Annotated in this window: 30 protein-coding genes; 18 read left to right on the top strand and 12 right to left on the bottom strand. The window is 63.6% G+C overall.

What is annotated here, in order from left to right; translation table 11 throughout:
* Nucleotide 1 precedes the first annotated feature (1 nt).
* On the bottom strand, nucleotides 2-358 hold the full coding sequence (locus tag C9427_RS23860) for a hypothetical protein (RefSeq protein ID WP_107651531.1): 357 nt from the start codon (nucleotides 356-358) through the stop codon (nucleotides 2-4).
* Nucleotides 359-620: 262 nt separating this feature from the next.
* On the opposite strand from C9427_RS23860, the gene C9427_RS23855 reads away from it, so the two are divergent.
* The 7 genes from C9427_RS23855 (at nucleotide 621) to C9427_RS23825 (ending at nucleotide 5950) form a co-directional block, all read left to right on the top strand.
* A complete protein-coding gene (locus tag C9427_RS23855; RefSeq protein WP_342587260.1) occupies nucleotides 621-959 on the top strand; it encodes a hypothetical protein in 339 nt (112 codons plus the stop codon).
* A gap of 445 nt (nucleotides 960-1404) precedes the next feature.
* Nucleotides 1405-1824, top strand: a complete 420-nt coding sequence (sdhC, locus tag C9427_RS23850; RefSeq protein WP_107651530.1) for a succinate dehydrogenase, cytochrome b556 subunit — start codon at nucleotides 1405-1407, stop codon at nucleotides 1822-1824.
* Between the two features lies 1 nt (nucleotide 1825).
* Nucleotides 1826-2221 carry a succinate dehydrogenase, hydrophobic membrane anchor protein gene (gene sdhD / locus C9427_RS23845; RefSeq protein WP_107651529.1) on the top strand — a complete coding sequence of 132 codons (396 nt, stop codon included), beginning with the start codon at nucleotides 1826-1828 and terminating at the stop codon, nucleotides 2219-2221.
* 2 nt (nucleotides 2222-2223) lie between these two features.
* On the top strand, nucleotides 2224-4059 hold the full coding sequence (sdhA, locus tag C9427_RS23840; protein WP_107651528.1) for a succinate dehydrogenase flavoprotein subunit: 1836 nt from the start codon (nucleotides 2224-2226) through the stop codon (nucleotides 4057-4059).
* A gap of 2 nt (nucleotides 4060-4061) precedes the next feature.
* Nucleotides 4062-4499 (top strand): DUF3052 family protein, encoded by a 438-nt coding sequence (locus C9427_RS23835; RefSeq protein ID WP_107651527.1) that lies wholly within the window; start codon nucleotides 4062-4064, stop codon nucleotides 4497-4499.
* Nucleotides 4499-5278 (top strand): succinate dehydrogenase iron-sulfur subunit, encoded by a 780-nt coding sequence (locus C9427_RS23830; protein WP_097575611.1) that lies wholly within the window; start codon nucleotides 4499-4501, stop codon nucleotides 5276-5278. The genes C9427_RS23835 and C9427_RS23830 overlap by 1 nt, the downstream gene beginning before the upstream one ends.
* Before the next feature lie 36 nt (nucleotides 5279-5314).
* Entirely contained in the window at nucleotides 5315-5950 is a 636-nt protein-coding gene (locus C9427_RS23825; RefSeq protein WP_107651526.1) for a YceH family protein, read from the top strand.
* 206 nt (nucleotides 5951-6156) lie between these two features.
* Here the strand turns inward: C9427_RS23825 and C9427_RS23815 are convergent, their stop codons facing one another.
* Nucleotides 6157-6582: an OsmC family protein gene (locus C9427_RS23815; protein ID WP_107651562.1), complete on the bottom strand. Its 426-nt coding sequence runs from the start codon at nucleotides 6580-6582 to the stop codon at nucleotides 6157-6159.
* A 150-nt stretch (nucleotides 6583-6732) separates the two neighbouring features.
* Here C9427_RS23815 and C9427_RS23810 point away from each other — a divergent pair, with 150 nt between their 5' ends.
* From C9427_RS23810 to C9427_RS23800, 3 genes are all read left to right on the top strand, one after another.
* Nucleotides 6733-7020, top strand: coding sequence for a hypothetical protein (locus tag C9427_RS23810; RefSeq protein ID WP_245437157.1), 288 nt, complete (start codon nucleotides 6733-6735; stop codon nucleotides 7018-7020).
* A 2-nt stretch (nucleotides 7021-7022) separates the two neighbouring features.
* Nucleotides 7023-7379, top strand: a complete 357-nt coding sequence (locus tag C9427_RS23805; protein ID WP_107651524.1) for a YciI family protein — start codon at nucleotides 7023-7025, stop codon at nucleotides 7377-7379.
* A 110-nt stretch (nucleotides 7380-7489) separates the two neighbouring features.
* Nucleotides 7490-8020: a hypothetical protein gene (locus tag C9427_RS23800; RefSeq protein ID WP_107651523.1), complete on the top strand. Its 531-nt coding sequence runs from the start codon at nucleotides 7490-7492 to the stop codon at nucleotides 8018-8020.
* A gap of 160 nt (nucleotides 8021-8180) precedes the next feature.
* Here the strand turns inward: C9427_RS23800 and C9427_RS23795 are convergent, their stop codons facing one another.
* Nucleotides 8181-9434 carry a ubiquinone biosynthesis hydroxylase gene (locus tag C9427_RS23795; RefSeq protein ID WP_107651522.1) on the bottom strand — a complete coding sequence of 418 codons (1254 nt, stop codon included), beginning with the start codon at nucleotides 9432-9434 and terminating at the stop codon, nucleotides 8181-8183.
* A gap of 95 nt (nucleotides 9435-9529) precedes the next feature.
* Here C9427_RS23795 and tesB point away from each other — a divergent pair, with 95 nt between their 5' ends.
* From tesB to C9427_RS23765, 6 genes are all read left to right on the top strand, one after another.
* On the top strand, nucleotides 9530-10405 hold the full coding sequence (gene tesB / locus C9427_RS23790; RefSeq protein ID WP_107651521.1) for an acyl-CoA thioesterase II: 876 nt from the start codon (nucleotides 9530-9532) through the stop codon (nucleotides 10403-10405).
* Between the two features lie 219 nt (nucleotides 10406-10624).
* Complete coding sequence (locus C9427_RS23785; protein WP_097575604.1) at nucleotides 10625-10963, top strand: P-II family nitrogen regulator; 339 nt, start codon at nucleotides 10625-10627, stop codon at nucleotides 10961-10963.
* A 29-nt stretch (nucleotides 10964-10992) separates the two neighbouring features.
* The gene (locus C9427_RS23780; RefSeq protein ID WP_107651520.1) at nucleotides 10993-12423 is read left to right on the top strand and encodes an ammonium transporter; all 1431 of its coding nucleotides are present in this window, start codon (nucleotides 10993-10995) and stop codon (nucleotides 12421-12423) included.
* Nucleotides 12424-12908: 485 nt separating this feature from the next.
* Complete coding sequence (locus tag C9427_RS23775) at nucleotides 12909-15566, top strand: FtsK/SpoIIIE family DNA translocase (protein ID WP_107651519.1); 2658 nt, start codon at nucleotides 12909-12911, stop codon at nucleotides 15564-15566.
* A gap of 149 nt (nucleotides 15567-15715) precedes the next feature.
* A complete protein-coding gene (locus C9427_RS23770) occupies nucleotides 15716-16381 on the top strand; it encodes an outer membrane lipoprotein carrier protein LolA (RefSeq protein ID WP_107651518.1) in 666 nt (221 codons plus the stop codon).
* A 111-nt stretch (nucleotides 16382-16492) separates the two neighbouring features.
* Entirely contained in the window at nucleotides 16493-17299 is an 807-nt protein-coding gene (locus C9427_RS23765; protein WP_107651517.1) for an exodeoxyribonuclease III, read from the top strand.
* A gap of 19 nt (nucleotides 17300-17318) precedes the next feature.
* Here C9427_RS23765 and C9427_RS23760 read toward each other — a convergent pair whose 3' ends face one another.
* Entirely contained in the window at nucleotides 17319-17774 is a 456-nt protein-coding gene (locus tag C9427_RS23760; RefSeq protein WP_107651516.1) for a Crp/Fnr family transcriptional regulator, read from the bottom strand.
* A 225-nt stretch (nucleotides 17775-17999) separates the two neighbouring features.
* Nucleotides 18000-18683, bottom strand: a complete 684-nt coding sequence (locus tag C9427_RS23755; RefSeq protein WP_097577199.1) for a response regulator transcription factor — start codon at nucleotides 18681-18683, stop codon at nucleotides 18000-18002.
* Nucleotides 18684-18848: 165 nt separating this feature from the next.
* On the opposite strand from C9427_RS23755, the gene C9427_RS23750 reads away from it, so the two are divergent.
* Nucleotides 18849-19364, top strand: coding sequence for a L,D-transpeptidase family protein (locus C9427_RS23750; RefSeq protein WP_167434460.1), 516 nt, complete (start codon nucleotides 18849-18851; stop codon nucleotides 19362-19364).
* An 87-nt stretch (nucleotides 19365-19451) separates the two neighbouring features.
* Here C9427_RS23750 and C9427_RS23745 read toward each other — a convergent pair whose 3' ends face one another.
* Nucleotides 19452-19706, bottom strand: coding sequence for a hypothetical protein (locus C9427_RS23745; protein ID WP_107651514.1), 255 nt, complete (start codon nucleotides 19704-19706; stop codon nucleotides 19452-19454).
* 164 nt (nucleotides 19707-19870) lie between these two features.
* Between C9427_RS23745 and gcvA the strand changes: the two genes are divergently transcribed.
* On the top strand, nucleotides 19871-20821 hold the full coding sequence (gene gcvA, locus C9427_RS23740) for a transcriptional regulator GcvA (RefSeq protein ID WP_107651561.1): 951 nt from the start codon (nucleotides 19871-19873) through the stop codon (nucleotides 20819-20821).
* A gap of 26 nt (nucleotides 20822-20847) precedes the next feature.
* On the opposite strand, the gene C9427_RS23735 is transcribed toward gcvA, so the two are convergent.
* From C9427_RS23735 to tsaD, 6 genes are all read right to left on the bottom strand, one after another.
* Nucleotides 20848-21270 carry a DUF1761 domain-containing protein gene (locus C9427_RS23735; protein ID WP_107651513.1) on the bottom strand — a complete coding sequence of 141 codons (423 nt, stop codon included), beginning with the start codon at nucleotides 21268-21270 and terminating at the stop codon, nucleotides 20848-20850.
* 128 nt (nucleotides 21271-21398) lie between these two features.
* Nucleotides 21399-22097: a class I SAM-dependent methyltransferase gene (locus C9427_RS23730; protein WP_208636407.1), complete on the bottom strand. Its 699-nt coding sequence runs from the start codon at nucleotides 22095-22097 to the stop codon at nucleotides 21399-21401.
* On the bottom strand, nucleotides 22052-22477 hold the full coding sequence (locus C9427_RS23725) for an EVE domain-containing protein (protein WP_097577195.1): 426 nt from the start codon (nucleotides 22475-22477) through the stop codon (nucleotides 22052-22054). The genes C9427_RS23730 and C9427_RS23725 overlap by 46 nt, the downstream gene beginning before the upstream one ends.
* A 36-nt stretch (nucleotides 22478-22513) precedes the next feature.
* Complete coding sequence (locus C9427_RS23720) at nucleotides 22514-22810, bottom strand: YciI-like protein (RefSeq protein WP_107651511.1); 297 nt, start codon at nucleotides 22808-22810, stop codon at nucleotides 22514-22516.
* Between the two features lie 26 nt (nucleotides 22811-22836).
* Nucleotides 22837-23862 carry an NAD(P)H-dependent glycerol-3-phosphate dehydrogenase gene (locus C9427_RS23715; RefSeq protein WP_245437155.1) on the bottom strand — a complete coding sequence of 342 codons (1026 nt, stop codon included), beginning with the start codon at nucleotides 23860-23862 and terminating at the stop codon, nucleotides 22837-22839.
* Nucleotides 23859-24944, bottom strand: a complete 1086-nt coding sequence (tsaD, locus tag C9427_RS23710) for a tRNA (adenosine(37)-N6)-threonylcarbamoyltransferase complex transferase subunit TsaD (RefSeq protein ID WP_208636412.1) — start codon at nucleotides 24942-24944, stop codon at nucleotides 23859-23861. The genes C9427_RS23715 and tsaD overlap by 4 nt, the downstream gene beginning before the upstream one ends.
* Between the last annotated feature and the right edge of the window lie 40 nt (nucleotides 24945-24984).

Genomic DNA, 24984 nt, shown 5'->3' with positions numbered 1-24984 from the left:
GTTAACGGCAGGGGCTGAGTTCGGGCATCTCGCCGTCGGAAAGGCCGTACATATAGCTGCGGCCCTTCACGAAAACCGGTGGCCTGTAGCAGTCGCGGGCGGAGACATCGTCGGATTCGTTTTCATAGACGACGCTCGGCTGGCCGGCGCCGGTGTAGTCCGACAATTCCTTGGCCAGCTTGCCCTCACCGACGAGGATGCGCTTGTAGCCGGCGGAGCTCTCGATGACGAGATTGCCGAAGGAATCGGCATAGACGCGGTCGCGATGGCCTTCCGCGAGCGCCGGCACGGCGAAACCGGTGGCCAACGCCACTAGGACAAGCGCCGGAAGGCGTGATCTGCCTGAATTCGAACGCATGGCATCCCTCCTTGGTTAGGGGCAAAGCCTCCTCGAATCAGAAATTAACCTTTTATTAACCTTTGTTAAGAGGGCAACCTCGTTTGACCCAAGGTCTCGGCAAACATGGTTAATATCCGGTGGCCATCATTCGGCCATGCTTGCCCGCACCATCGCGGCCGGTGTCGAGGTGGCTAAGAATGTCGCCGAACGACCTTGATCTAGCATGGCGGCTGGTTTGCTGCGCGGAGGACAGCTCATGGCGTTATACCGGACGGTTCGGATGACGCTGGTTCTGGGCCCATTGCTGGTTGCCGCGGCATGCGTCTCGCAGACCAATGCGCCGAAATCCGGAAATGCGGGCGCGGCCGACGCTGCCGCCGATCTGACGCCGCAGCCGCGCACAGCGACCTACAATTGCGCCGATGGCGGCAAGATGACAATTGAAAACCTCGGCACGTCGGTCCACGTGCTTGGCCCGGACGGCACCAGCGAGGATCTGCCGGCCTCGCCAGCCAATCAAAGCAGCCGTTTCGGCCAGGCGCATGACGCAATCGTGATCGACGGTCGTGAAGCGCTGGTGATGAAGGGCGGGAAGACGCCGCTGGCCTGCAAACGCTAGGGCATGCCGATATTCAGGTGAGGCCGGCCTGCAAACAGTGGTTCCCTGCGCTTCCGGTGCTCACGCACCCAAAAGTACGCTCCGTTCCGGCCTTCGCCGACCGAAGCCCTCGTAGGCACCTCCGCCCGAAGGCTACGGCCGGCGTAGGCCGGTTCTCGGTAATCACTGTTTTCGACTCGGCCTGACCTGCATCTCGACACATCCGGGCCTTGAGCTCCATAGACCTACCGCACTGCAGCGAACATTGCGCCGGCTCCCGGTCGCGCCCTAATCGATTGAAGCAAAGACCGCCGCTTTTGTCAGACTAAATTACGTTTTCGAAACGGTTTTCTGGCTTTGACGCGGTGCAAAAAGAGCATTAGAAACCGGCTGTCCGAAGTCGCAACCGGAAGCGGCAATGCCGCATTTCCACCTGGGGCTCCAGAGATGTCGAACTGGGGGAGCCATGAGCAAATCACCAGCCACCCGCGCAACTGCCAGACGTGAACGGCCGCTTTCGCCGCATCTGAGCGTCTACCGGCCGCCGGTCACCATGACGATGTCGATCATCCATCGCATCACCGGCGGCGCGCTGTATTTCGGCACGTTGCTGGTCGCTGTTTGGCTGATGGCGGCGGCGAGCTCGCAAGCCACCTTCGACTGGGTCAACTGGGCGTTCGGTTCCTGGCTGGGGCGGCTGGTGCTGTTCGGCTACACCTGGGCGCTGATGCACCACATGCTGGGCGGCGTGCGCCATCTGGTCTGGGACACCGGCGCCGGCCTGGAAAAGCACACCGCGTCGAAGATCGCCTGGGCCACGCTAGCCGGCTCGATCGTGCTGACGCTGCTGATCTGGATCGCCGGCTACATGGCGCGGGGAGCCTGACATGAGAGGCACCAACACCGACATGCGCACGCCGCTGGCCAAGGTCCGCGGCCTTGGCTCGGCCCGCGAGGGCACCGGGCATTTCTGGCGGCAGCGGCTGACGGCGATCGCCAACATCCCGCTGATCCTGTTCTTTGTCGGATTCCTGATCGCACTCAACGGCCATGGCTATATCGAAGTGCGCGCGGCGCTCGCCAATCCGTTCGTGGCGCTGGTCCTGGCGCTGGTGCTCATCTCCGGCCTCTACCATATGCGGCTCGGCATGCAGGTGATCATCGAGGACTATATTCATGGCGAGGGCATGAAGCTGGCGCTGATCGCGCTCAACACATTTTTTACCATAGCGGTCGGCGTCGCTTCGCTCTTCGCCCTGCTCAAACTGGCATTCGGAGGCTGATTTTGGCCAAGGACGCGAAAACAGCCAACCCGGCAGGCTATACCTATGTCGACCACAAATTCGACGTCGTGATCGTCGGCGCCGGCGGCGCCGGCCTGCGCGCCACGCTCGGCATGGCCGAGCAGGGCCTGCGCACCGCCTGCATCACCAAGGTGTTCCCGACGCGCTCTCATACGGTTGCGGCGCAGGGCGGCATCGCCGCCTCGCTCGCCAATATGGGGCCCGACAACTGGCAGTGGCATCTCTTCGACACGGTCAAGGGCTCGGATTGGCTGGGCGACATCGACGCGCAGGAATACATGGTCCAGCAGGCGCCTGCCGCCGTCTATGAGCTCGAGCATTACGGCGTGCCGTTCTCGCGCACCGAGGAGGGCAAGATCTACCAGCGGCCGTTCGGCGGCATGATGATGAATTTCGGCGAGGGGCCGCCGGTGCAGCGCACCTGCGCCGCCGCTGACCGCACCGGCCACGCCATGCTGCACACGCTCTACGGCCAGTCGCTGAAGAACAACGCCCAGTTCTTCATCGAGTATTTCGCGCTCGACCTGATCATGGAGCCGGACGGCACCTGCACCGGCGTCGTCGCCTGGAACCTCGACGACGGCACCATCCATCGCTTTTCGGCCAAGATGGTGGTGCTGGCGACCGGTGGCTATGGCCGCGCCTATTTCTCGGCAACCTCGGCGCATACCTGCACCGGCGATGGCGGCGGCATGGCCGCACGTGCCGGCCTCCCCCTTCAGGATATGGAATTCGTTCAGTTCCACCCGACCGGCATCTACGGCGCCGGCTGTCTGATCACCGAGGGCGCGCGCGGCGAGGGGGGCTATCTCGTCAATTCCGAGGGCGAGCGTTTCATGGAGCGCTACGCGCCGTCGGCCAAGGACCTAGCGTCACGCGACGTGGTCTCGCGCTGCATGACGCTGGAGATCCGCGAAGGCCGCGGCGTCGGGCCGAAGAAGGACCATATTTTTCTCCATCTCGACCATCTCGATCCGGCGGTTCTGCATGAAAGGCTGCCCGGCATTTCGGAATCGGCAAAGATCTTTGCCGGCGTCGACCTGACCAAGGAGCCGATCCCGGTGCTGCCGACGGTGCACTACAATATGGGCGGCGTGCCGACCAATTATTGGGGCGAGGTGCTCAACCCCACTGCCTTGAACCCCGACCAGGTGTCGCCCGGGCTGATGGCGGTCGGCGAAGCCGGCTGCGCCTCCGTCCACGGCGCCAACCGGCTGGGCTCGAACTCGCTGATCGATCTGGTGGTGTTCGGCCGCGCGGCGGCGATCCGCGCCGGCCAGGTGATCGACCGCACATCGGCGATCCCATCGCCCAACGAAGCTTCGGTCGAAAAGATCATGGATCGCTTCGACAAGTTGCGCCACGCCAACGGCTCGACGCCGACGGCGGTGTTGCGCGAGAAGATGCAGAAGGCGATGCAGGAAGACGCGGCGGTGTTCCGCACGCAGGACTCGCTGGACAGTGGCTGCAAGCGCATTTCGCAGATCTGGGGCGAGCTTGGGGATATCAAGGTGTTCGACCGCTCGATGATCTGGAACTCCGATCTGGTCGAGACGCTGGAGCTGGAAAACCTGATGGCCAATGCCATCACCACGGTCCATGGCGCGGCGGCGCGCAAGGAGAGCCGTGGCGCGCATGCGCGGGAAGATTTCTCGGCTCGCGACGACGCGGTCTGGCGCAAGCATACGCTCGCGCGGCTCAGCGAAGACGGCAAGGTGACGCTCAGCTACCGGCCGGTGCATACCGACCTGCTGCTCAAGGAAGCGGACGGCGGCATCAACCCGGCCAAGATCGCGCCCAAGGCCAGGGTGTATTGACCATGGCGTTGGCGGCCACGGGATATTCCGGCACGCCCCTGCCGGCCAAGCTCGGCCTGAAGGACGGGATGACCGCGGCTTTCATCGCTCTGCCGGCGGAACTCGGCGATCTGCCCGATGCTGTGGACTTCGCCCATGTCGACAGGCTGGCGGACTGGTCGAAGATTTCCGGCGCTGTCCTGAAATACGATGCCGTCCACGCCTTCACCCGGCAGCGTGCCGAGATCGAGGATCGCCTCGCCGATGTCGAGGCGGCGATCAAGCGTGACGGCATGGTCTGGGTGTCCTGGCCGAAGAAGGCGTCGAAGGTGCCGACCGACGTCACCGAAGACGTGATCCGCACGCAAGCGCTCAAGCTCGACCTTGTCGACGTCAAGGTCGCCTCCGTGAACGAAATCTGGTCCGGGCTGAAGCTCGTCATCCGAAAGGACCTGAGGTAATGGTCGAACTGACGCTCCCCAAGAATTCGCAGATCAAGCAGGGCAAGACCTGGCCGAAGCCGGAAGGTGCGACCAATCTGCGCGAGTACCGGATCTATCGCTGGTCGCCGGACGATGACGAGAACCCGCGCATCGACACCTATTTCGTCGACATGGACGATTGCGGGCCGATGGTGCTCGACGCGCTGCTCTGGATCAAGAACAAGATAGACCCGACGCTGACCTTGCGCCGCTCCTGCCGGGAAGGCATTTGCGGCTCCTGCGCCATGAACATCGACGGTTCCAACACTCTGGCCTGCACCAAGGGCTGCGACGACATTTCCGGCGCGGTCAAGGTCTATCCGCTGCCGCATATGCAAGTGGTCAAGGACCTGGTGCCCGACCTCACCAATTTCTATGCCCAGCACGCCTCGATCGAGCCATGGCTGAAGACGGTGTCGCCGCAGCCGGCGAAGGAATGGCTGCAGAGCCATGAGGACCGCGAAAAGCTCGACGGGCTTTACGAGTGCATCCTGTGTGCCTGCTGCTCGACCTCCTGCCCGAGCTATTGGTGGAACGGCGACCGCTATCTCGGCCCGGCGACGCTGTTGCAGGCCTATCGCTGGCTGATCGATTCCCGGGACGAGGCCAAGGGCGAACGGCTCGACAATCTCGAAGACCCGTTCCGCCTCTATCGCTGCCACACCATCATGAACTGCGCCCAGACCTGCCCCAAGGGGCTCAACCCGGCCAAGGCGATCGCCGAGATCAAGAAGATGATGGTGGAGCGAAGGGTGTAGCCGGACGGGAAAGATCATCCAAAAGGAAGCCATTCAATGAGCGATGACCTTCCCATCCTCTCCCCCGCCGAAGCGCGCGTGCTCGGTTGCCTGATCGAGAAGAAGGAACTGACGCCCGATATCTATCCGCTGACGCTCAATGCCGCGCATCAAGCCGCCAACCAGAAGACGGCGCGCGAACCGGTGATGGCACTGGAGCTCGGCGAGATCGCCAGGGCATTCGGCCAGCTCGAGCAGAAAGGTCTGGTCAGGCGCGCCTTCGCATCGCGCGTCGAGCGCTATGAGCACACTGTCGCGCAGCACTTTTCGCTGACCTCGTCGCAGATCGCGGTGATCGGCCTGTTGCTGTTGCGCGGCGCGCAGACGGCGCATGAATTGCTGGCGCGAGCCGAGCGCATGGCGCGGTTCTCTTCCATCGAGGCGCTTCGCGGCGACCTCGACCTTCTGATCGGCCGCAGGCCGCCGCTGGTTCAGTTGCTCGACCGGGCGCCGGGCCAGCGCGAGGAGCGCTATGTGCATCTTCTGAGCGGGCCAGTGGAGGTGCCGGCAGTAGCGACGCCATGGCAAGCGCCTCGGCCGGTGTCCGATCTCGAAGGCCGGGTGCGTGCACTGGAGGATGAGGTCGCCGCACTGCGCGCGAAGCTGGAAGCGCTGAGCGGCGGAGGCCGCTAACAAATCATTCGAGATGTCGGAGGGACAGCGCCCCCCTCTGTCCTGCCGGACATCTCCCCCACGAGGGGGGAGATTGAACGTCACCTCGGCTTTCGCCAATCTACAATGCTGCAAGAGGGCGGGACGGCGAAGCTGCCGATCTCCCCCCTCTGCCCGGTAGGGCAGAGGGGGGCGCGAAGGATCGCCCGCTCGCCGAAGGCTAGGCTTCAACCCAACCTGGCGTCGAGCGAGACATTTATGGCGCCGAGCGCCTTCGACACCGGGCAGCCGGCCTTGGCCATTTCGGCCAATTCCTTGAATTTCGCCGCATCGATGCCCGGCACCTTGCCGACCACCGTGAGCGCGCTGCCGGTGATCCCGGTGCCGGGAACCAGCGTGACGACCGCCTTGGCGTCGAGTTCGTCGGCGGGTGTGCCGTTCTCGGCGAGGAAGTGGGAGAATTGCATGGCAAAGCAGCCGGCATGGGCGGCGGCGATCAGCTCTTCCGGATTGGTGCCGGATTTGCCGCTCTCGTCCTCGAAGCGTGCCTTGAACGAATAGGGCGTGCCCTTCAGGGTGCCGCTCTGGCTGTCGAGCGTGCCCTTGCCCTCCTTGAGGTTGCCTTTCCAGACGGCGTTTGCGGTGCGGTCCATGAAATTCTCCTTGGTTGACTGCCCGGCCCGGCGCCGGCGTTCTCTACGACTATAGCGCGGGCGCGGTCGAAGACCACCGCGCTCTTTGCGCAGCTGCGCCAAGTTGGCGGCTGGGTTGAATTTTTTCTTGAAAAAAATGGGCGTGCAAAAATGTCGATTTCCATCGGCCTCAACCGTCCTGCGGGCGGTCGCGGATTTCGCGGCCGGATGGAGGTTCACATGGACAATCTGTTTTTCGCACTGTGGAAGATGCCAGGTCGCAAGGTCGTGCGGCAGGAAGATTACTGGTTGCATCCGCCGCCTTCCGGTTTCGGCCGGCTGCTGGCGGCGGTCGCCATCATCGGGGTCGCCGTATGTTCTCTTGATCACGCGGCAGGCAAAGGTGCGGCTGACACCGTGGTGGCGGCATCCTATGGTTCCTCACAACAAGGGAGATAGACATGAAATATGTTTGCCTGGTCTACGGCGAAGAAAAAGATCTTCACGCCATGACCCCGGACAGGTTGGCAAAGCTCGACGCCGATTCGCTGGCTTATGACAGGTCGTTGGACCAGCGGGGCAAGCTGATCATCGCGCAGGCGTTGCAGTCGGTGAAGACGTCGAAGTCGGTGCGGCGGCGCAAAGGCAAGCGTCTGGTCACCGATGGTCCGTTCACGGAGACCAAGGAGCAATTGCTCGGCTTCGTCATGATCGAGGCCGGGGATCTCGACGAGGCGCTGGAGATCGCCGGCGCGATTCCGCTGGCCGAGATCGGCACCATCGAGGTTAGGGCGATCTACAACGTGCCTGGTTCCTAGACAGAAGCCGCTGTGAAGGAACGCCCCGGATTCTTCGATGGGCGCAACTTTTGCGTGTTGAAGCCAAACGCCACTTCTCTTATCCTCACCGAGGCTTGGGGGAATTTGGCATGCCTTTTCTGATTGCAGTACTTGGCCTGCTGGGCGCGGCGGCGTTCTGGTGGTATCGGATGAAGGCCATGAACGACGCCGCGCGTGAAGTTGCCGACGTCGTTGGGCGTGTGCAAGGCAATATAAGGCGCAAGAAGCTGCGCAAGCAGGCGGCGCTTTCGCCGCTGACGGCGATCGATGATCCGGTCGTGGCAGCCGCCACGCTGATCACTGCCATCGTGTCCGAGAACGGCCCCGTGCTGCCGGAGCGAGAAGCTATCATTCGTTCGGTGATTTCGGAGATCGCAGACACCAAGAAAAAGATGGACGAGGCGGTGGTCTACGCCAAATGGGCGGCATCACAGATCGACGACACCACGATCGTCATCGACAAGCTGGCGCCGTTCCTGCGCGAACGTCTCGACGTGACGGAGCGAAACGATCTGCTGCAGATGGTGAACCGTGTAGCGCAGACCGGCGAGCAGCGCCTGCAGATATCCGACCAACGCATGCTGCGGCTGCGGCAGAAACTCGGCTTCGAGGTCAACTAGGGTGTGCCGATATTCAGGTGATGCCGGCCTGCGAATGGCGGCTTCCTGCGCCTCCGGTGCTCACGTACCCAAAAGTACGCTCCGCTCCGGTTCTCGGAATCCGCCATTCTCGACTCGGCCTGACCTGAATCTCAACACACCCTGGCCTGTCGCGAGTCGGTCAGATCGCCTCGCCCTTGAGCAGCCTTGGCGTGTCGCCGGACAGGCCGGATGCCTGGCGGATGAAGAAGTCCTTCAGGCGCGGCATGCGCTCGACCAGGCCGAGGCCGATGTCGCGTACGGCGCGCAGCGGGCCGATGTCGTTGGAAAACAGCCGGTTGAGCACGTCCGTGGTGACGCCCATCTGCACCGTGTCGAAGCGCCGCCACTGCTGGTAGCGCTCGAGCACGTCCAGCGCGCCGATGTCCTGGCCAAGCCGGTCGGCCTCGACCACCACTTCGGCCAATGCCGCGACATCCTTGAAGCCGAGATTAAGGCCCTGGCCGGCGATCGGATGGATGCCATGGGCGGCATCGCCGACCAGCGCGATGCGGGGTGCTGCGAAGGCACGGGCAAGCGTCAGGCCGAGCGGCCAGGCGCGCGGCTTGTCGGCGACGCGGATTTCGCCGAGCTTCAGGCCAAAACGCAGTTCAAGCTCATGCTCGAAGACGAGATCGTCGCCATCGACGAGCTTTTGCGCATCCTCCGTTCGCTCGGCCCAGACGATCGACGAGCGGTTGCCGTCCTTGCCAGGCTTCAGCGGCAATGTGGCGAAAGGGCCGGCCGGCAAGAAATGCTCTTCGGCGCGGCCATTGTGCGGGCGCTCGTGGGCGACGGTGCAGACGATGCCGGACTGGCCATATTCCCATTTCACCGTCTTGATGCCGGCCATGTCGCGCAGCTTCGAATTGACGCCGTCGGCAGCGATCAGCAGCCGCGCCTTCAGCATCGCGCCATCGGCAAGATGCACGGTGACGCCGGCGCCGCTCGGATCGAAGGCGCTGACGGCAACGCCCTCGATAATGTCGATGCCGAGTTTTTCCGCACTGCCACGCAAGGCGCCGTTCAGGTCTCTGTTGGCAACCATATGGGCGAATGGTTCGCCAGGCGCGACCTCGCCGTCGAAAGTGAGAAACACCGGGCGCACCGGATCTGCCGTGCGCGAATCGGTGACGATCATCTCGGTGATCGCCTGCGCCTCCGGCGCGATCTTCGCCCAGACGCCGAGCTGGTCGAGCATGCGGCAGGCGGCGGCGGCGATGGCCGAGGCGCGGCGGTCCTTTTGCCAAGCGCCGGCTGGTGCGGCGTCGACGACGGCGATGGCGAGGCTCGGACGCGCCTGTTTCAGCGATACCGCAGCGGCAAGCCCGACATAGCCGGCGCCGGCGACCAGAACGTCTAGCGAGTTTTTTGCGTTCGCCTTGCGGTCCACCATGGCAAATTCCCTTCCGGCCAAATTCCTTCCGGCCTTGACTGCCCGCCATTCCTGTCGGAAACCGCCATAACACTTTTGCTGTAAGGGCGCGAAACATGACGGCGGCCATGGACGAGCTACTCGACATTCTCGACCTCGAGAAGCTCGAACACAACCTGTACCGTGGTCGCAGCCCCAAACTCGACTGGCAGCGGATTTTCGGCGGCCAGACCATCGCCCAGGCGCTGGTCGCGGCGCAGCGAACGGTCGAGCCCGAACGCCACGTACATTCGCTGCACGGCTATTTCATGCGGCCCGGCGACACCAAGGTGCCGATCATCTACGAAGTCGACCGCATCCGCGACGGCGGCTCCTTCACCACGCGCCGCGTCGTGGCGATCCAGCACGGCCAGGCGATCTTTTCGCTGGAGGCCTCGTTCCAGCAGGACGAAGTCGGCCTCGAACATCAGGTGCCGATGCCGCTGGACGTGCCGGCGCCCGACACATTGCTGTCGCAGCGCGAATTGCTGGGCAAGTTCGGCGAGGCCGTGCCCGACGGCATCAGGCGCTACTGGGAGCGCGACCGGCCGATCGAGATGAAGCCGGTGATGCTGAAGCACTATACCAGTCGCGAGAAACTGGAGCCGAAGCAGAACATCTGGATACGCACCACCGGCCCGGTGCCTGCCGACCGCGCTATCCAGGCAGCCGTGCTCGCCTATCTCTCCGACATGACGCTGCTCGACACCTCGACCTTCGCGCATGGCCGCGCCATCTTCGACCGCGACATCCAGGCGGCAAGCCTCGACCATGCCATGTGGTTCCACCGCAGCCATCCGCTCGACGACTGGATCCTGTACACGCAGGACAGCCCCTCGACGCAAGGGTCGCGAGGCTTCACGCGTGGTTCGCTGTTTGCCCGCGACGGCACGCTGATCGCCTCGGTTGCGCAGGAAGGCCTTATCCGGCTGAGGCGTCCGCCCGCGGAATAGGCATTTTCCAAAAATTGCCTATTTTTTAATCAGGCGCAGTGCCGCAACTCTGAACAGTCGGCTGCTGATGGCCGGCTAATCTCTTTGTTTACAACAGGTTAATGGGCTGCTTCGGCAATTGGCACGGAGCTTGAATCCTCGTGGGTACTCTCCGGCTCTCATGGGATCGGCGAAGTCGTGCAAACGCGGGGGACCCGCAACAGCAAAGGGTGAAACCTTATGAAAATCGTGATGGCAATCATCAAGCCGTTCAAGCTCGACGAGGTGCGCGAAGCGCTCACCGCAGTCGGCATCCAGGGCCTGACCGTCACCGAAGTCAAAGGCTACGGGCGTCAGAAGGGACACACTGAAATCTATCGCGGGGCGGAATACGCAGTCAGCTTCCTGCCGAAGATCAAGATCGAGGTCGCGGTGGGCGGCGACATGGTCGACAAGGCCGTCGAAGCCATCACCGCCGCGGCCAAGACCGGACAGATCGGCGACGGCAAGATCTTCGTCTTCGGCATCGACCAGGCCGTGCGCATTCGCACGGGCGAAACAGACACCGACGCGCTTTGAGCCGCGCACGTATTCCAATGGAGAGTTCAATGAATATTTCTTCCACCTTGAAATCAGCGGCGCGCACCGCGCTGCTGGGCGCGGCCACGCTCGCGGCGCTGGGCACGGTTGCCGCCTTCGCGCAGGAAGCAACTGCTCCCGCAGCCGCCGCGCCAGCGGCGGCGCCGGCTTTCACTGTCGACAAGGGCGACACGACGTGGATGTTGGTTTCCACAGTGCTGGTGCTGTTGATGACCGTTCCCGGCCTTGCGCTGTTCTATGGCGGCCTGGTTCGCACCAAGAACATGCTGTCGGTGCTGATGCAGGTCTTCACCATCACCTGCGTGGTCATGATCATCTGGGTGTTCTACGGCTATAGCCTTGCCTTCACGCCCGGCAATGCCTTCGTCGGCGGCCTCTCCAAGATGTTTCTTTCCGGCGTCGACGTGACGACGCTGTCGGAAACCTTCACCAAGGGCGTCGCCATTCCGGAACTGGTGTTCGTCCTTTTCCAGATGACCTTCGCCTGTATCACGCCTGCCCTGATCGTCGGCGCCTTCGCCGAACGCATCAAGTTCTCCGCCGTGATCCTTTTCACCATCCTGTGGGTCACCTTCGTCTATTTCCCGATCGCGCACATGGTCTGGTTCTGGGGCGGCCCGAGCGCTTATAGCGACCCGACCGGGCTCATCTTCAGCTTCGGCGCCATCGACTTCGCCGGCGGCACCGTGGTTCACATCAATGCGGGCATCGCCGGCCTTGTCGGCGCGCTGATGATCGGCAAGCGCATCGGCTACCAGAAGGACGTCATGGCGCCGCACTCGATGACGCTGACCATGGTCGGCGCCTCGCTGCTGTGGGTCGGTTGGTTCGGCTTCAACGCCGGTTCGAACCTCGAGGCGAACGCCTATGCGGTGCTGGCCATGGCCAACACCTTCGTCGCCACGGCGGCGGCGGCATTGACCTGGATCGTGCTTGAAACAGTGCTGCGCGGCAAGGCGTCCATGCTTGGCGCCGTTTCGGGCGCCGTCACCGGCCTCGTCGCCGTCACGCCCGCCGCCGGCTTTGCCGGACCGATGGGCGCCATCGTGCTCGGTATCGTCGCCACCTGCGTCTGCTACTTCTTCGTCTCGGTGGTGAAGAACAAGTTCGGCTATGACGACAGCCTCGATGTCTTCGGCATCCACTGCGTCGGCGGCATCATCGGCGCGCTCGGCACCGGCATCCTGGTCAATCCCGCTCTCGGCGGCGCCGGCATCGTCGATTATTCGACGGCCGACTTCGCCGCCGGCTATGCCGGCACCGCCACCCAGTTGTGGGCGCAGTTCAAGGGTGTGCTGGTAACCGTGCTCTGGTCGGGCATCGGCAGCGCCATCCTCTACAAGATCGTCGACATGATCGTCGGCCTGCGCCCGACGGCCGATGCCGAGCGCGAAGGTCTCGACCTCACCTCGCACGGCGAAGCGGCCTACCATCCGTAAGCCCTGTTAGGGGCGGCCTCGGTCGCCCCCGCATCCTCCCATCCCGTCGTGACGCTCCCGTAAGGGGCTCACGCCTTGAGGCCCGGAGATTTTCCGGGCCTCTTTTTTTTGTGCGCCGATGGCGGGCCAGTGCCCGCCATGTGGGTCTGCCGGTGTCGCCGGTTCACAGACGACTCAAGCGATCGTGATTCCGCGCTCGCTGCGCTTGCTGGTAGAACCCATCGCGATCCACCCCCCGGATCGATCTGCGGGCGAAATCCCACTTTCGCCCGGTCAAGATAAGGCCTCGCTGGCTCTGGCTCGCGAGGCTTTCTTGTTTCACCGGGCACCTCGTGCAATGTGCCGCTCAACCGCCGGTGACAAGCGATAGCGCTCTCAACCTCTTATAGTTAATGCGGCTTTAACCTTCCCGCCGATACTCTGGTGTCCGAATCTGCCGGAGTGCGTCATGCGCTCGGGCCGGGCAATGACAGACGGGGAAGAGCATGCGTTCAGGGGCTTCAGCACCGCTCGCGCTGGCCGATACAGGGCAGGGCATCCGGGCGTTCGCGCGGCGCCAGGTCGGCCGGCTGGTCGGCGCCGGCCTGTTTGCGCTGGTCGCCTTCGGCGTCGCCAGCCTCGCCACCTGGAACGTCGCCGATCCGAGCTTCTCCCACGCCACCGGCAACATCGTCACCAACGCCATGGGCTATGCCGGCGCTGTCTTTTCCGACATTGCCATGCAGTTCTTCGGGCTCGCCGCCGTGGCGGCCCTGGTGCCGGCGGTGATCTGGGGATTTCTGCTGTTTTCGGCGCGCGGCGTCGACCGGCTGCCGAAGCGCGGGCTTGCCTGGTTCGGCTTCGCGCTCACTGCCGCCGCGATCGCCGGCTGCGTGGTGCCGCCCAAGACCTGGCCGCTGCCAACCGGCCTCGGCGGCGTGTTCGGCGACATGGTGCTCCATATCCCCGGCCTGCTCATCGGCGGTTATCCGACCGGCCTCATCGCCAGTGTGATCGCCGTGATTCTGGCCGCGCCGGCGCTATGGCTGTTTGCCTATGGTTCGGCGCTGATTGCCCGCAAGAACGGCTTTGCCGTGATGGAAGATGAGCCGGCCGCGCCCGATGCGCGCGAGGACGAGCTGCTCTTCGACGATGACGAGGACGAGGACGACGAAGGCATACTGGCGCTTGGCGCCATCACCCATTGGTGGCTGTCGTTTCGTGGCTATCTTCGCCGCCGCGCCGCACGGCGCCGCGAGCATGACGATTTCGAACCCGAGATGGAACCGCGTCCCAGCGCCTGGCGGCGTGCCGCCGAGCGGGTCGAGTCGGCCGAGTTCGCCGAGGCGCGAATGAGCCCGGATGGCCGCGCCCGCGTCGAACCGGAATTCTTCGCCGCCATGGTCAACGACCGCAGCGCCTCGCTCGACCCCGATGATGCCGATGTCTTCGACGATGACGACGATATGGACTTTGCGCCGGAACCGACGGGCCAGCGCCGCGCCGCGCCCAATGCGAAGGTGCAGAACTTCCGCTCCGACGCGGCGACGCGAGTCGAAGCGCCGGCGCCGCGCCCGGCTCCGGGCGCCCGCGTCCAGCGCGAGGCGCAGACCTCGCTGATCGGCTCGGACACGTTCGAGATGCCGTCGCTGCATTTCCTGTCCGAGCCCAAGAATGTGGTGCGCGACGCCAGCCTGTCCAAGGATGCGTTGGAGCAGAATGCGCGCCTGCTCGAAGGCGTGCTGGAGGATTTCGGCGTCAAGGGCGAGATCATTGCCGTGCGCCCGGGTCCGGTGGTCACGCTCTACGAGCTCGAGCCGGCGCCAGGCATCAAATCGTCGCGGGTCATAGGCCTGTCCGACGACATCGCCCGCTCGATGAGCGCGATCGCCTGCCGCGTCGCCGTGGTGCCCGGCCGCAACGCCATCGGTATCGAACTGCCGAACGCCAAGCGCGAGACCGTCTATCTCAGGGAGATCATGGCCAGCCGCGATTTCGAGACGACCAAGGCCAAGCTGGCGCTGGCGCTCGGCAAGACCATCAATGGCGAGGCGGTCATCGTCGACATTGCCAAGATGCCGCATGTGCTGGTCGCCGGCACCACCGGCTCGGGCAAGTCGGTCGCCATCAACACCATGATTCTCTCGCTGCTCTACCGGCTGACGCCGCAGGACTGCCGGCTGATCATGATCGATCCGAAAATGCTGGAACTCTCGGTCTATGACGGCATCCCGCATCTTTTGACGCCCGTCGTCACCGACCCGAAGAAGGCGGTGGTGGCGCTGAAATGGACGGTGCGCGAGATGGAGGATCGCTACCGCAAGATGTCGAAGGTCGGCGTGCGCAACATCGACGGCTTCAACGCCCGCGTCAGCCAAGCCGACAAGAAAGGCGAGAAGATCTCGCGCACGGTGCAGACCGGCTTCGACCGGCAGACCGGCGAGGCGATCTACGAAACGGAAAACCTCGATCTCGAGCCGATGCCCTATATCGTGGTCATCATCGACGAGATGGCCGACCTGATGATGGTCGCCGGCAAGGACATCGAAGGCGCCGTGCAACGCCTGGCGCAGATGGCGCGCGCCGCCGGCATCCATGTCATCATGGCGACGCAGCGCCCTTCCGTCGACGTCATCACCGGCACGATCAAGGCCAATTTCCCGACCCGCATCTCCTTCCAGGTGACGTCGAAGATCGACAGCCGCACCATCCTCGGCGAGCAGGGCGCAGAGCAACTGCTCGGCATGGGCGACATGCTCTACATGGCCGGCGGCGGCCGCATCCAGCGCGTGCACGGCCCCTTCGTGTCCGACGACGAGGTCGAGAAGATCGTCGCGCATCTGAAGCTGCAGGGCGTGCCGGAATATCTCGACGCCATCACCGAGGACGACGACGAGGACGACGACGAACCGTCGGGCAAGGGCGGATCTGGCGGCGGTGGCGGCGGCAATTTCGAGGATTCCGACGATCCCTACGACCAGGCGGTCGCGGTGGTGCTGCGCGACGGCAAGGCCTCGACCAGCTACATCCAGCGCCGGCTCGGCATCGGCTACAACCGCGCCGCCTCGATCATCGAGAAGATGGAGAAGGAAGGCATTGTCGGCCCGGCCAACCACGCCGGAAAGCGCGAGATCCTGGTGCCAACGGAGGACGACAAGTTCTGATTGGCCGGGGCGGTGCAATAGACCGCCGGCCGGCAACCTTCGGACCTTGCGGTGCGTTGATAGGCTGAGCCTGATCGATCCGCCAAACTTAAGCCCAACTGGGGGCCCAGAGACTACGATAATAGACGAACCACAAGAGAGTGACCGGCATGAACAACTCATCTTTCGCCCCAAACCGCCGCCAGCTGCTTGGTTTCGGCCTGGTGCTCGCCGGCGCCGCGGCCGTCAATGTCGTGCCCGGATTCCAGTTGCTGGCCTCGGCGCAAGCGGCGGTGCCACAGACGGCGCAGAAGATCGCCGACCACTTCTCCTCCGTCAAATCGATGAGCGGCGAGTTCGTCCAGTTCGGGCCCAAGGGCGAACAGACCGGCGGCAAGTTCTTCCTGGAACGGCCGGGCAAGATTCGTTTCAACTATGACGGAGCGTCGAATTTCAGGGTGATTTCCGACGGCCAATCGGTGGTCATCCTCAACAAGAGGCTGAAGACGTCCGACCTCTACCCGCTGTCGAAGACGCCGCTCAAGCTGCTGCTCGACAACAGGATCGATCTCTCCGGCGGCCGCGTCAAAAGCGTCAAGGAAGAGAACGACCTGACGACCATTCAGCTCGCCGACAAATCGGTGTTCGGCAATTCGAAGATCACCATGATGTTCGATCCGAAATCCTACGAATTGCGCCAGTGGACCATCACCGACGCGCAAGGCAAGGACACGACGGTGATGATCTTCAACGTCAAGGAAGGCGTCAACTTCGCTCCCGACACCTTCGCCATCGACTACACCGCCAATCGCGAGCTCAACACCAAGTCGCGCTAAACCATCTCGATAGCTGTGGATAGAAGCGAGCCGCGCCCCGCAGGGCGCGGCTCAGCTTGTTTTTGAGGCCTGCGGCTGGCAGGTTCCGGCGTCGCCCGCTGGATCCTGCGCATGCCCTTTTCCGTCGCCACATGGAACATCAATTCCGTCCGCCTGCGCATGCCGATCGTCGAGCGCCTGGTTCAGGAGCAGGCACCGGATGTGCTTTGCCTGCAGGAAACGAAGGTTCCCGACGAGCTGTTTCCCGAAAAGGCCTTCCGCAAGCTCGGCTACGAGCACATCGCCTTCCACGGCCAGAAGGGCTATCACGGCGTGGCGACCGTGGCGCGCCGGCCGATCGAGGTGGTCGAAAAGCGGCGCTTCTGCGAGATCGACGACAGCCGGCATCTGTCGGTCACGGTGCGGGCGGGCGGCAAGGCGATCCTGCTGCACAATTTCTATGTCCCGGCCGGCGGCGACGAGCCCGATCCGGAGATCAACCGCAAGTTCAGGCACAAGCTGGATTTCGTCGCCGAAATGAACGCCATCCGCGCCGAGCACGACGAGGTGTCAGGGTCGATCCTGGTCGGGGATCTCAATATCGCGCCGCTCGAGCACGATGTCTGGTCGCACAAGCAGCTCCTGAAGGTGGTCAGCCACACGCCGGTCGAGACGGAAAGTTTCGAGGCGATGCGGCTGGCCGGCGACTGGATCGACCTGATGCGGCTCAACGTGCCGCATGAGCAGAAGCTCTACACTTGGTGGAGCTACCGCGCGCAGGATTGGGAAGCATCGGATCGCGGCCGGCGGCTGGACCATGTCTGGTCGTCGCCAAACCTGGTGCCGAACTTTACCGGCTACGAGATCCTGCGGCTGGCGCGCGGCTGGGACCGGCCCTCGGACCATGTGCCGGTGATAGCGCGGTTCGATTTAGAGTAGTGCCGATTGCCGCCGCGGCTCAGCCGTCGAAACGCGTTGCCAGTTTCTCGATGCGGCGGATCATCGCCTGGAAATCCTCGGAGATGCGCTGGTGCAGATGCACCGCGATATCGGGATATTCCTCCAGGATACGGCGGAACATCTTGCGGCTGAGCCGCAGCACTTCCGAATCGATTTCGGCGAAGGCGCTGGTCAGCCGGTTGGTGTCGGCGATCAGCGCCAGTTCGCTTAGAATCGTGCCGGGGCCGGCCGTGCCGATCGGCACGCGATCGCCATTCTGCTCGCGATAGAGCACGATACGCCCGCTGACCACGATATAGGCGGAATCGGCCACATCGTCCTCGCGGTAGAGCTTGTGGTCGGCCTGCAGCATGGTGGTTTCTGCGCCGAAGGCGAGCAGACGCAATTGTTCCTCCGTAAAGTCCTCGAAGAGCCTCACGGTGGACAGGATGCGGATATCGTCATCCAGCGCCATCTAGCTATGTCCCCGAACCGACAGTCCGACGCCTCCCTCTAGAGCGGTTCATCGTTTCACGGAAACGCCGAACCGCTCTATCTCTTTGTTTCGGAGCAATTCCGGACGGAAAACCGTTTCACACTTTTCCTGGAGTTGCCCTAGCTCGACCCGGAACCTCCTCCAGTTTCAGGATCGTACCGGAACGCAGTCCTCGTCCCGACCGCTTAATAGATGATGAAATGTTTAAGGAACCAGCTTGTAGCCGCCGCTTTCTGTCACAAGAATTTCCGCATTGGAAGGATCGCGCTCGATCTTCTGGCGCAACCGGTAGACATGGGTTTCCAACGTGTGCGTGGTGACGCCGGAATTATAGCCCCAGACTTCCTCGAGCAGCACGTCACGCGTCACCACCTTCTGGTCGGCGCGGTAGAGATATTTGATGATCGAGGCTTCCTTCTCGGTCAGCCGCACCTTGGTGCCGCGCTGGTCGATCAGAAGCTTCTGGCTTGGCTTGAAAGTGTAGGGACCAACCGAAAAGGTGGCGTCCTCGCTCTGCTCGTGCTGGCGAAGCTGGGCGCGGATGCGGGCCAGAAGCACGGCGAAGCGGAACGGCTTGGTCACATAGTCGTTGGCGCCGGCTTCGAGACCGAGAATCGTGTCGGAATCGGTGTCGTGCCCGGTCAGCATGATGATCGGCGCCTTGTAGCCGCCCTTGCGCAGTATCTTCACCGCCTCCCGGCCATCCATGTCGGGCAGGCCGACATCCATGATGAGCAGATCGATGAGGCCGCCGCGGGCCGCGGCGACGCCTTTGGCGGCGTTTGCTTCCTGCAGGACATCGAATTCCTCGTAGAGGGACAATTGTTCGACGAGTGTGCCGCGCAGGTCGTCATCATCGTCAACGATCAGAATGGTGCGTGAGGTCATGGATCAATCCGTTGTTTTGAAAAGAAAATTCAGTTGACCGCCCCCCGTTTATGCTGAAGTTGACCGACACAACAGCCGATCACAGTGATTTGTTCCGTGACACGATCATACAAGAAAAAACGGCAGCGCAATGCAGCCGGCGCATTTTTGCCAAAAGGGGTTCGCGTGCTCACCGTGCGGGCCAGGCCCGGCAATGCTGCCCAAGGGCTCCTGCAGGCCGGCGGACTGGTGTTTCCATGCGCGCTGGGACGCGGCGGCATCTCGGCCGGCAAGCGCGAAGGCGACGGCGCCACGCCGCTCGCCTCGATGCGGATCCTATCAGGATATTTTCGCGGAGACCATTTTTCCGAGGGCCGCAAAACCCGACTGGCGATGGCGCCGATCGGGCCAGACCTCGGCTGGTGCGAAGTGCCCGACGACCGCAACTACAACCGCCCGGTGAAGATCCCCTATGGCGCCAGCCATGAGCGGATGCGGCGCGCCGACCGGCTCTATGACGCCTGCCTGGTGCTCGACTGGAACATCGCGCCGCGCCGACGCGGGCGCGGCAGCGCCATCTTCTTCCATTTGGCACGAGCCGATTTCACGCCGACGCAAGGTTGCGTGGCGGTGACGGCACGCACGATGGCGCGGTTGTTGCCGCTACTGTCGGACAGGACGGTGGTGAAGGTGGTGAGGTAGGGGAAGGCAGTAGGCAGTAGGCAGTAGGCAGTAGGGAATAGCAGTATTCTCTCTTTCCACTGCCTATTCCCTACTGCCTACTGCCCTCTATTTCCGCGGCAATTGCCAGCCAATGTCGAGCAATCCCAGCCGGCCCAGCTCCCGGTCCATGGCGCGGGCGACATCCTTCCGCTCGGCGCCGATGTCGCGCAGTTGGCGGTCCGAGAGGTCCTCGATATTTTCACGCGGGAGGCTGTGCTCAGGCCGGAGGTTGATCGCGATTTTCGCGTGGTGGAGCCATTCAATTGCCGCGCGCAGCCAGACTGGCCCGGCAGAAGGAGACTTCAAAACGATGTGTGACATGACGTGATCCGTTCCATCCGGATATCAAACCCGGTTTGATAGTTTCTCGATGGTCACATCATGCCGGATTGAAATTTAAGAGGGAAACGAGTAGTTCTTTCTAGATCATCAAGTTTTATTTGTGGATCCGAGGCGATGATCCTGCCAAAAATCATCCCGCGCTGATGGCCCGCCTGCTGCCGGGAACGCGTGCCCTGAGGACGCTGGAGGCGGCGGCCCGGCACCTCAATTTCACCCGCGCCGCCGATGAGCTCGGCCTGACGCCGGCGGCGGTCAGCCACCAGATCAAGGAGATCGAGGATCAGCTAGGCCTCGTGCTGTTCACGCGCACCAGCCGCACCATCAGGCTGACCGAGGCGGGTACGGTGCTGTTCGAGGCCTCGGCCGACGCGCTCGACCTGCTTGGCCGGGCGGTTTCGCGAGCGCACAAGATGACGCGCGGCACGGCTTTGCTGAAGATTACGCTCGACGCGCAGTTCGCGACAAAATGGCTGATGCGGCGCGTCGACGATTTTCGCAGGCACCAGCCTGAGATCGACCTGCGCTTCGACATCTCCTATGAAGTGCGCGACTTCGATCGTGACGACGTCGATGTCGGTATCCGCTTCGGCACCGGGAAATATCAGGGGCTTTGCAGCCATCGCCTGTTCGACAACATGATCATTCCCGTGTGCAGTCCGGCGCTGCTCAGGGCGGGACCGCCGCTGAAGGAGCCGCGCGATCTCTTCCATCACACGCTCGCCCATATCGCGTGGTCGCGGCAAGGCGTGACCTGGCCGAACTGGCGCATGTGGATGGCGGCCGCGGGTGTCGACGATTTCGATGACAGCCGGACCATTGTCTTCGGCAGCTCATCGGATGCGGTGCAGGCCGCGCTCGACGGCAATGCAGTGGCGCTCGCCGAATTCGCCATGGTGGCAAACGATCTTTCCGAAGGCCGGTTGGTGCGGCCGTTCGCCCTGGGCATCAAGGTTGCACCCGACTTCGCCTATCACCTGGTCTACCCGCAGGCAGCCGCAGATGATGCCAGGATCGTGGCGTTCAGGGATTGGCTCCTGAACGAAGTCCACAACCCGCAGCCAGATCCGACACGTCGAAGCTGGGACGAGCTTTAGCGTCGCCCCATTCTCGGCGGCAACGCTCAGCCCGCGACTTCAGCCACGCCGAACCAGCCGATTACAGCGCCGATGAGCAGCAGCACGCCAAGCCAATGGCCGGCGTCGATCAGGGTCAGATCCCAGCCGAAGCCTTCATAGCGATGGTTGACGGAGAGCGTCGTGGCGACGAAGCCCAGCCAGAGAACGAAGCCGAAGACCAGTCCGGCGACGAGGCTCGGCTCGCCGCCGGTCATCGCGCCGACGATCAGGGCGGTGACAAGCGCCATCAACAGTTCGGCGATGAAGGAGATGACGAAGGGCAGCGGCGATTTCTTCATCGTTGCCGGATCAAGCTTGGCGGCCTTCAGCCACGGCTTGCTCAAACCCATGTACCAGACCGCGCCGAACAGCCACGCCACCACGGCGGCGACGATCACCGCCAGCCAGTTCACTGCTGAAAAATCCATGAGTTTCCCTCCCCGCAAGCATGTCGCCCAAAAGCATGCCCTCGGTCTTGAACCGAGGGTGCCAGCGGTTTTGGGACAACGACATTCTCATAATCGATGCGCGATGGAACGCCTGTTCGGCGTTGCCGTCAAGAAAGGCGCCAGACGGTGGTGCGCTTGACCTCGGCGTCCTCGAGGGCCCGCGTCACCGCCACCTCGTAGACGGCAAGCGGTTCCAGCCCAGTCTTCGGCAGATAGGCGCGGCCGGGGTCGCCGACGAGGATTTCGGCGCCGCGCGCTCTCAGCACTGCGAGCCACGGCATCAGACGATCGGCTAAAGGCTTGTCGTAAAAGACGTCGCCAGCCAGAACCACATCCCAGCTGGCATCGGTGCCGATGCAATCCGTGCCGAGGAAATTTATCCCGGCGCCATTGGCTTCGGCATTGAGGCGGATTGCGGTCGCGCAGAACGGGTCGATGTCGGCGGCGATCACCTCCGCCGCGCCGGCCTGCACGGCTGCGATGGCGACAAGGCCGGAGCCGGAAGCGAAGTCGAGCACGCACTTGCCGCTCACCGTCGCAGGATTGTCGATGATATATCGGGCAAGGCCCTGGCCGCCGGCCCAAGCAAAGGCCCAGAAGGGCGGCGGCAGGCCGATTTCGGTCAGCTCGTCCTCGGTGCGCTGCCAAAGATCATGTGCCTCGTCGGCCAGATGCAGGACAATCTCCGGCACATGCGGCGGCGCCATCAACGCCGTGTTGTCGAGGATGAACTTTTTTGCGCTGTTCGGCGTCAGCGCCGTCACGGGGCGGGTGACAGGCCGCCCATGCGGCAGACCTCTTTCCATTCGGCCGGCGTCACCGGCTGGACGGAAAGCCGCCCGAGCCGGACCAGCGCCATTTCGGCCAGCTTGGGATTGGCCTTGACCTGTTCCAGAGTCGGCGGGTTAGGCACGTCCTTGAAGGCGCGGATGTCGACGCATTCCCATCGGGGATCGTCAGTGGTGGTGTCGGGATGGGCAAGCGCGCAAACCTCGGCGATGCCGACGACGTTAAGCCCTTCGTTGGAATGGTAGAAGAAGCCGAGATCGCCGATCTGCATCGCCTTCATGTTGTTGCGCGCCGCATAGTTGCGCACGCCGTCCCATTGCGTGCCGGCCTTGCCCTTCGCCTTCAGCGCCTCGAACGAGAAGACCGAGGGCTCGGATTTGAACAGCCAGTAATTCATTTGCTCCTCCTTGCGTTCGCTCGTCCGCGATCAGGATTAGTTAGCCGCCGGCTTGTTGAAAACCCAATTCCACTGCCGGATTTCGACACTTTCGAACAGTCCGGCCCTAGCATAGGGATCGGCGGCCGACAGCGCTTTCGCCGCAGCCAGATCGGGCGCCTCGACCACCACGAGGCTGCCATTCGGCTTGCCGTCGGCATCGAGGAACGGACCGGCGAAGGCCAGTTTCTTCTCGCTGTTCAGCCCTTCCAGGAAGGCAACATGTTCTGGCCGTGTATCGAGCCGCACCTGCAGCTTTCCAGGCTTGTCCTTGCAAATCCACGCAAACAGCATCTTTTTCAGCTCCGGGTCGTTCGAATTTATAGGTCGGTTTCGGTCTTCAACGGTCTGGTCATCAGCGCCGTCACAGCCTGGCTTATGGTGACCGTGCCGTCCAGTATCGCCGCGACGGCTGTGATGATCGGCGCGTCGATTCCGCGCTCGACGGCGATGCGGGCGGCGATCGCCGCCGTCGGCACGCCTTCGGCCAGCGGCAGGCCGGCAAGCGGCTTGCCCTGGCCCAGCGCCAGCCCGTAGGCGAAATTGCGCGACTGGGCGGATGAGCAGGTGAGCAAAAGGTCACCGAGGCCGGAAAGCCCCATCAGTGTTTCCGGTTTCGCGCCGAAGGCCGCACCGATGCGGCGCAATTCGACGAAGCCGCGCGTCACCATGGCGGCCTGGGCGCTGGCGCCGAGCCCGGCGCCGGTGACCGCACCCGCGGCAATCGCAAAGACGTTCTTCAGCGCGCCGCCGATCTCGACGCCGATCAGGTCGTCGCTTGAGTAGCAGCGCAGGTTCTCGGCCGAAAAGCGGGCGGCAAGGTCTGCCGCCAGACCCGCGTCGCGAGCGGCGACCACTACGGCGGTCGGCAGGCCCCTGGCTACGTCGGTGGCAAAACTCGGGCCGGACAGAGCGGCGACCGGATTTTTCGGCAGAATTTCCTCGACTATCGCCGACAGCAGCGCGCCGGTGTCGCGCTCGATGCCCTTGGCGCAGAGAACCAGCGGGACGCCTTGCGGCATATGGTCTTTCGCTGTTGCCAGCATGGTGCGCAGCGACTGCGCCGGCGTCACCGCCAGCACGCAATCGGCGCCGTCGAGCGCGGCCTTGATGTCGCTGGTCGCCACGATGCCGGGTTCGATCGCGATACCCGGCAGATAGCGCGGATTTTCGCCGTGGTCGATCGCGGCGACGGTCTGCGGGTCGCGCGCATAGAGGCGGACGAAATGGCCAGCGCGCAGCATTGCCAGCGCCAGCGCCGTGCCCCAGGCGCCGCCGCCAAGCACGGCGACGCGCCAGCCGCTTGGTGTCCTATCCTCGCCGCCGGTCATGCCCTCGTTGGTCATGCTTTGGCTCCGCGCCGGCCCGAACCGATCATCGGGGCGGAGACGCTGTCCAGCGGCCAGCGCGAGCGCGGCACGAAATCGGCGGCGTTTTCTTGCACGATGCCGGCGCGCAGCCGTTCAATGCCGGCCCAGGCGATCATCGCGGCGTTGTCGGTGCAGAGCTTCAGCGGCGGCGCGACAAATTGAAAGCCGGCCTCGGCGCACAGGGCTTGCAGTGTCGCCTTGATCGTGCGGTTGGCGGCGACGCCGCCGGCGACGACCAGCGCCGGCTCCGCCTTGCCCGGAAACTCCTGACGGAACCGGCTAAGCGCTCGCGAAACGCGGTCGCCCAGTGCATCGGCGACTGCCGCCTGGAACGAGGCGCAGATGTCGGCGACGTCCTGGTCGCTCAGCGGGGCAATCGCCGTTGCCGCCTGGCGCACGGCGGTCTTGAGGCCGGAAAAGGAGAAGTCGGGTTGTGCCGAGCCCTTCATCGGGCGCGGAAAGGCGAAACGCGTGGCATCGCCGGTCGCTGCCGCCTTCTCGACATTCGGTCCGCCGGGATAGGGTAGGCCGAGCATCTTGGCCGTCTTGTCGAAGGCTTCGCCCAGCGCATCGTCAATGGTCGTCGCCCAGCGCTGATAGTCGCCGACGCCGCGCACCGCGACGATCTGCGTGTGGCCGCCCGACACCAGCAGCAAGAGATAGGGGAAATCGAGGCCATCGGTCAGCCTGGCGGTCAGCGCGTGGCCCTCGAGGTGGTTGATGGCGAGCAGCGGCTTGTGTGCCGCCGCGGCAATCGCCTTGGCCGTCATCAGCCCGACGATCAGCCCGCCGACGAGGCCCGGACCGGCGGTCGCGGCGATGGCATCGATGTCGGCGAGCTTTGCACCCGAATCGGCAAGGGCTGCTTCAATAATGCCGTCCAGCGCCTCGACATGGGCGCGCGCGGCGATCTCCGGCACGACGCCGCCAAAGGCGGCGTGCTCCTCGATCTGGCTGAGCACGATATTGGACAGGATTTTTGGCGCGGCATCGCCTTCCAGCGTGACCACGCTGGCGGCAGTCTCGTCGCAACTCGTCTCAATGCCCAGAACGCGGATCAATTCGTCGCTGTCCCTAGTGATTGTGCAACCAGCCTTT

This window comes from Mesorhizobium helmanticense (assembly GCF_003034915.1).
Taxonomy (GTDB): Bacteria; Pseudomonadota; Alphaproteobacteria; order Rhizobiales; family Rhizobiaceae; genus Mesorhizobium; species Mesorhizobium helmanticense.
The sequence above is the reverse complement of the archived record's forward strand: the minus strand, read 5'-3'. Positions and strand labels throughout refer to the sequence as shown.

What these genes read in the sequence shown, in the direction of transcription:
- C9427_RS23860 (WP_107651531.1), bottom strand. Translation starts at nt 358, where the DNA reads ATGCGTTCGAATTCAGGCAGATCACGCCTTCCGGCGCTTGTCCTAGTG.
- C9427_RS23855 (WP_342587260.1), top strand. Translation starts at nt 621, where the DNA reads ATGACGCTGGTTCTGGGCCCATTGCTGGTTGCCGCGGCATGCGTCTCG.
- sdhC (WP_107651530.1), top strand. Translation starts at nt 1,405, where the DNA reads ATGAGCAAATCACCAGCCACCCGCGCAACTGCCAGACGTGAACGGCCG.
- sdhD (WP_107651529.1), top strand. Translation starts at nt 1,826, where the DNA reads ATGAGAGGCACCAACACCGACATGCGCACGCCGCTGGCCAAGGTCCGC.
- C9427_RS23835 (WP_107651527.1), top strand. Translation starts at nt 4,062, where the DNA reads ATGGCGTTGGCGGCCACGGGATATTCCGGCACGCCCCTGCCGGCCAAG.
- C9427_RS23830 (WP_097575611.1), top strand. Translation starts at nt 4,499, where the DNA reads ATGGTCGAACTGACGCTCCCCAAGAATTCGCAGATCAAGCAGGGCAAG.
- C9427_RS23825 (WP_107651526.1), top strand. Translation starts at nt 5,315, where the DNA reads ATGAGCGATGACCTTCCCATCCTCTCCCCCGCCGAAGCGCGCGTGCTC.
- C9427_RS23815 (WP_107651562.1), bottom strand. Translation starts at nt 6,582, where the DNA reads ATGGACCGCACCGCAAACGCCGTCTGGAAAGGCAACCTCAAGGAGGGC.
- C9427_RS23810 (WP_245437157.1), top strand. Translation starts at nt 6,733, where the DNA reads ATGTCGATTTCCATCGGCCTCAACCGTCCTGCGGGCGGTCGCGGATTT.
- C9427_RS23805 (WP_107651524.1), top strand. Translation starts at nt 7,023, where the DNA reads ATGAAATATGTTTGCCTGGTCTACGGCGAAGAAAAAGATCTTCACGCC.
- C9427_RS23800 (WP_107651523.1), top strand. Translation starts at nt 7,490, where the DNA reads ATGCCTTTTCTGATTGCAGTACTTGGCCTGCTGGGCGCGGCGGCGTTC.
- C9427_RS23795 (WP_107651522.1), bottom strand. Translation starts at nt 9,434, where the DNA reads ATGGTGGACCGCAAGGCGAACGCAAAAAACTCGCTAGACGTTCTGGTC.
- tesB (WP_107651521.1), top strand. Translation starts at nt 9,530, where the DNA reads ATGACGGCGGCCATGGACGAGCTACTCGACATTCTCGACCTCGAGAAG.
- C9427_RS23785 (WP_097575604.1), top strand. Translation starts at nt 10,625, where the DNA reads ATGAAAATCGTGATGGCAATCATCAAGCCGTTCAAGCTCGACGAGGTG.
- C9427_RS23780 (WP_107651520.1), top strand. Translation starts at nt 10,993, where the DNA reads ATGAATATTTCTTCCACCTTGAAATCAGCGGCGCGCACCGCGCTGCTG.
- C9427_RS23775 (WP_107651519.1), top strand. Translation starts at nt 12,909, where the DNA reads ATGCGTTCAGGGGCTTCAGCACCGCTCGCGCTGGCCGATACAGGGCAG.
- C9427_RS23770 (WP_107651518.1), top strand. Translation starts at nt 15,716, where the DNA reads ATGAACAACTCATCTTTCGCCCCAAACCGCCGCCAGCTGCTTGGTTTC.
- C9427_RS23765 (WP_107651517.1), top strand. Translation starts at nt 16,493, where the DNA reads ATGCCCTTTTCCGTCGCCACATGGAACATCAATTCCGTCCGCCTGCGC.
- C9427_RS23760 (WP_107651516.1), bottom strand. Translation starts at nt 17,774, where the DNA reads ATGGCGCTGGATGACGATATCCGCATCCTGTCCACCGTGAGGCTCTTC.
- C9427_RS23755 (WP_097577199.1), bottom strand. Translation starts at nt 18,683, where the DNA reads ATGACCTCACGCACCATTCTGATCGTTGACGATGATGACGACCTGCGC.
- C9427_RS23745 (WP_107651514.1), bottom strand. Translation starts at nt 19,706, where the DNA reads ATGTCACACATCGTTTTGAAGTCTCCTTCTGCCGGGCCAGTCTGGCTG.
- gcvA (WP_107651561.1), top strand. Translation starts at nt 19,871, where the DNA reads ATGGCCCGCCTGCTGCCGGGAACGCGTGCCCTGAGGACGCTGGAGGCG.
- C9427_RS23735 (WP_107651513.1), bottom strand. Translation starts at nt 21,270, where the DNA reads ATGGATTTTTCAGCAGTGAACTGGCTGGCGGTGATCGTCGCCGCCGTG.
- C9427_RS23730 (WP_208636407.1), bottom strand. Translation starts at nt 22,097, where the DNA reads ATGGAAAGAGGTCTGCCGCATGGGCGGCCTGTCACCCGCCCCGTGACG.
- C9427_RS23725 (WP_097577195.1), bottom strand. Translation starts at nt 22,477, where the DNA reads ATGAATTACTGGCTGTTCAAATCCGAGCCCTCGGTCTTCTCGTTCGAG.
- C9427_RS23720 (WP_107651511.1), bottom strand. Translation starts at nt 22,810, where the DNA reads ATGCTGTTTGCGTGGATTTGCAAGGACAAGCCTGGAAAGCTGCAGGTG.
- C9427_RS23715 (WP_245437155.1), bottom strand. Translation starts at nt 23,862, where the DNA reads ATGACCAACGAGGGCATGACCGGCGGCGAGGATAGGACACCAAGCGGC.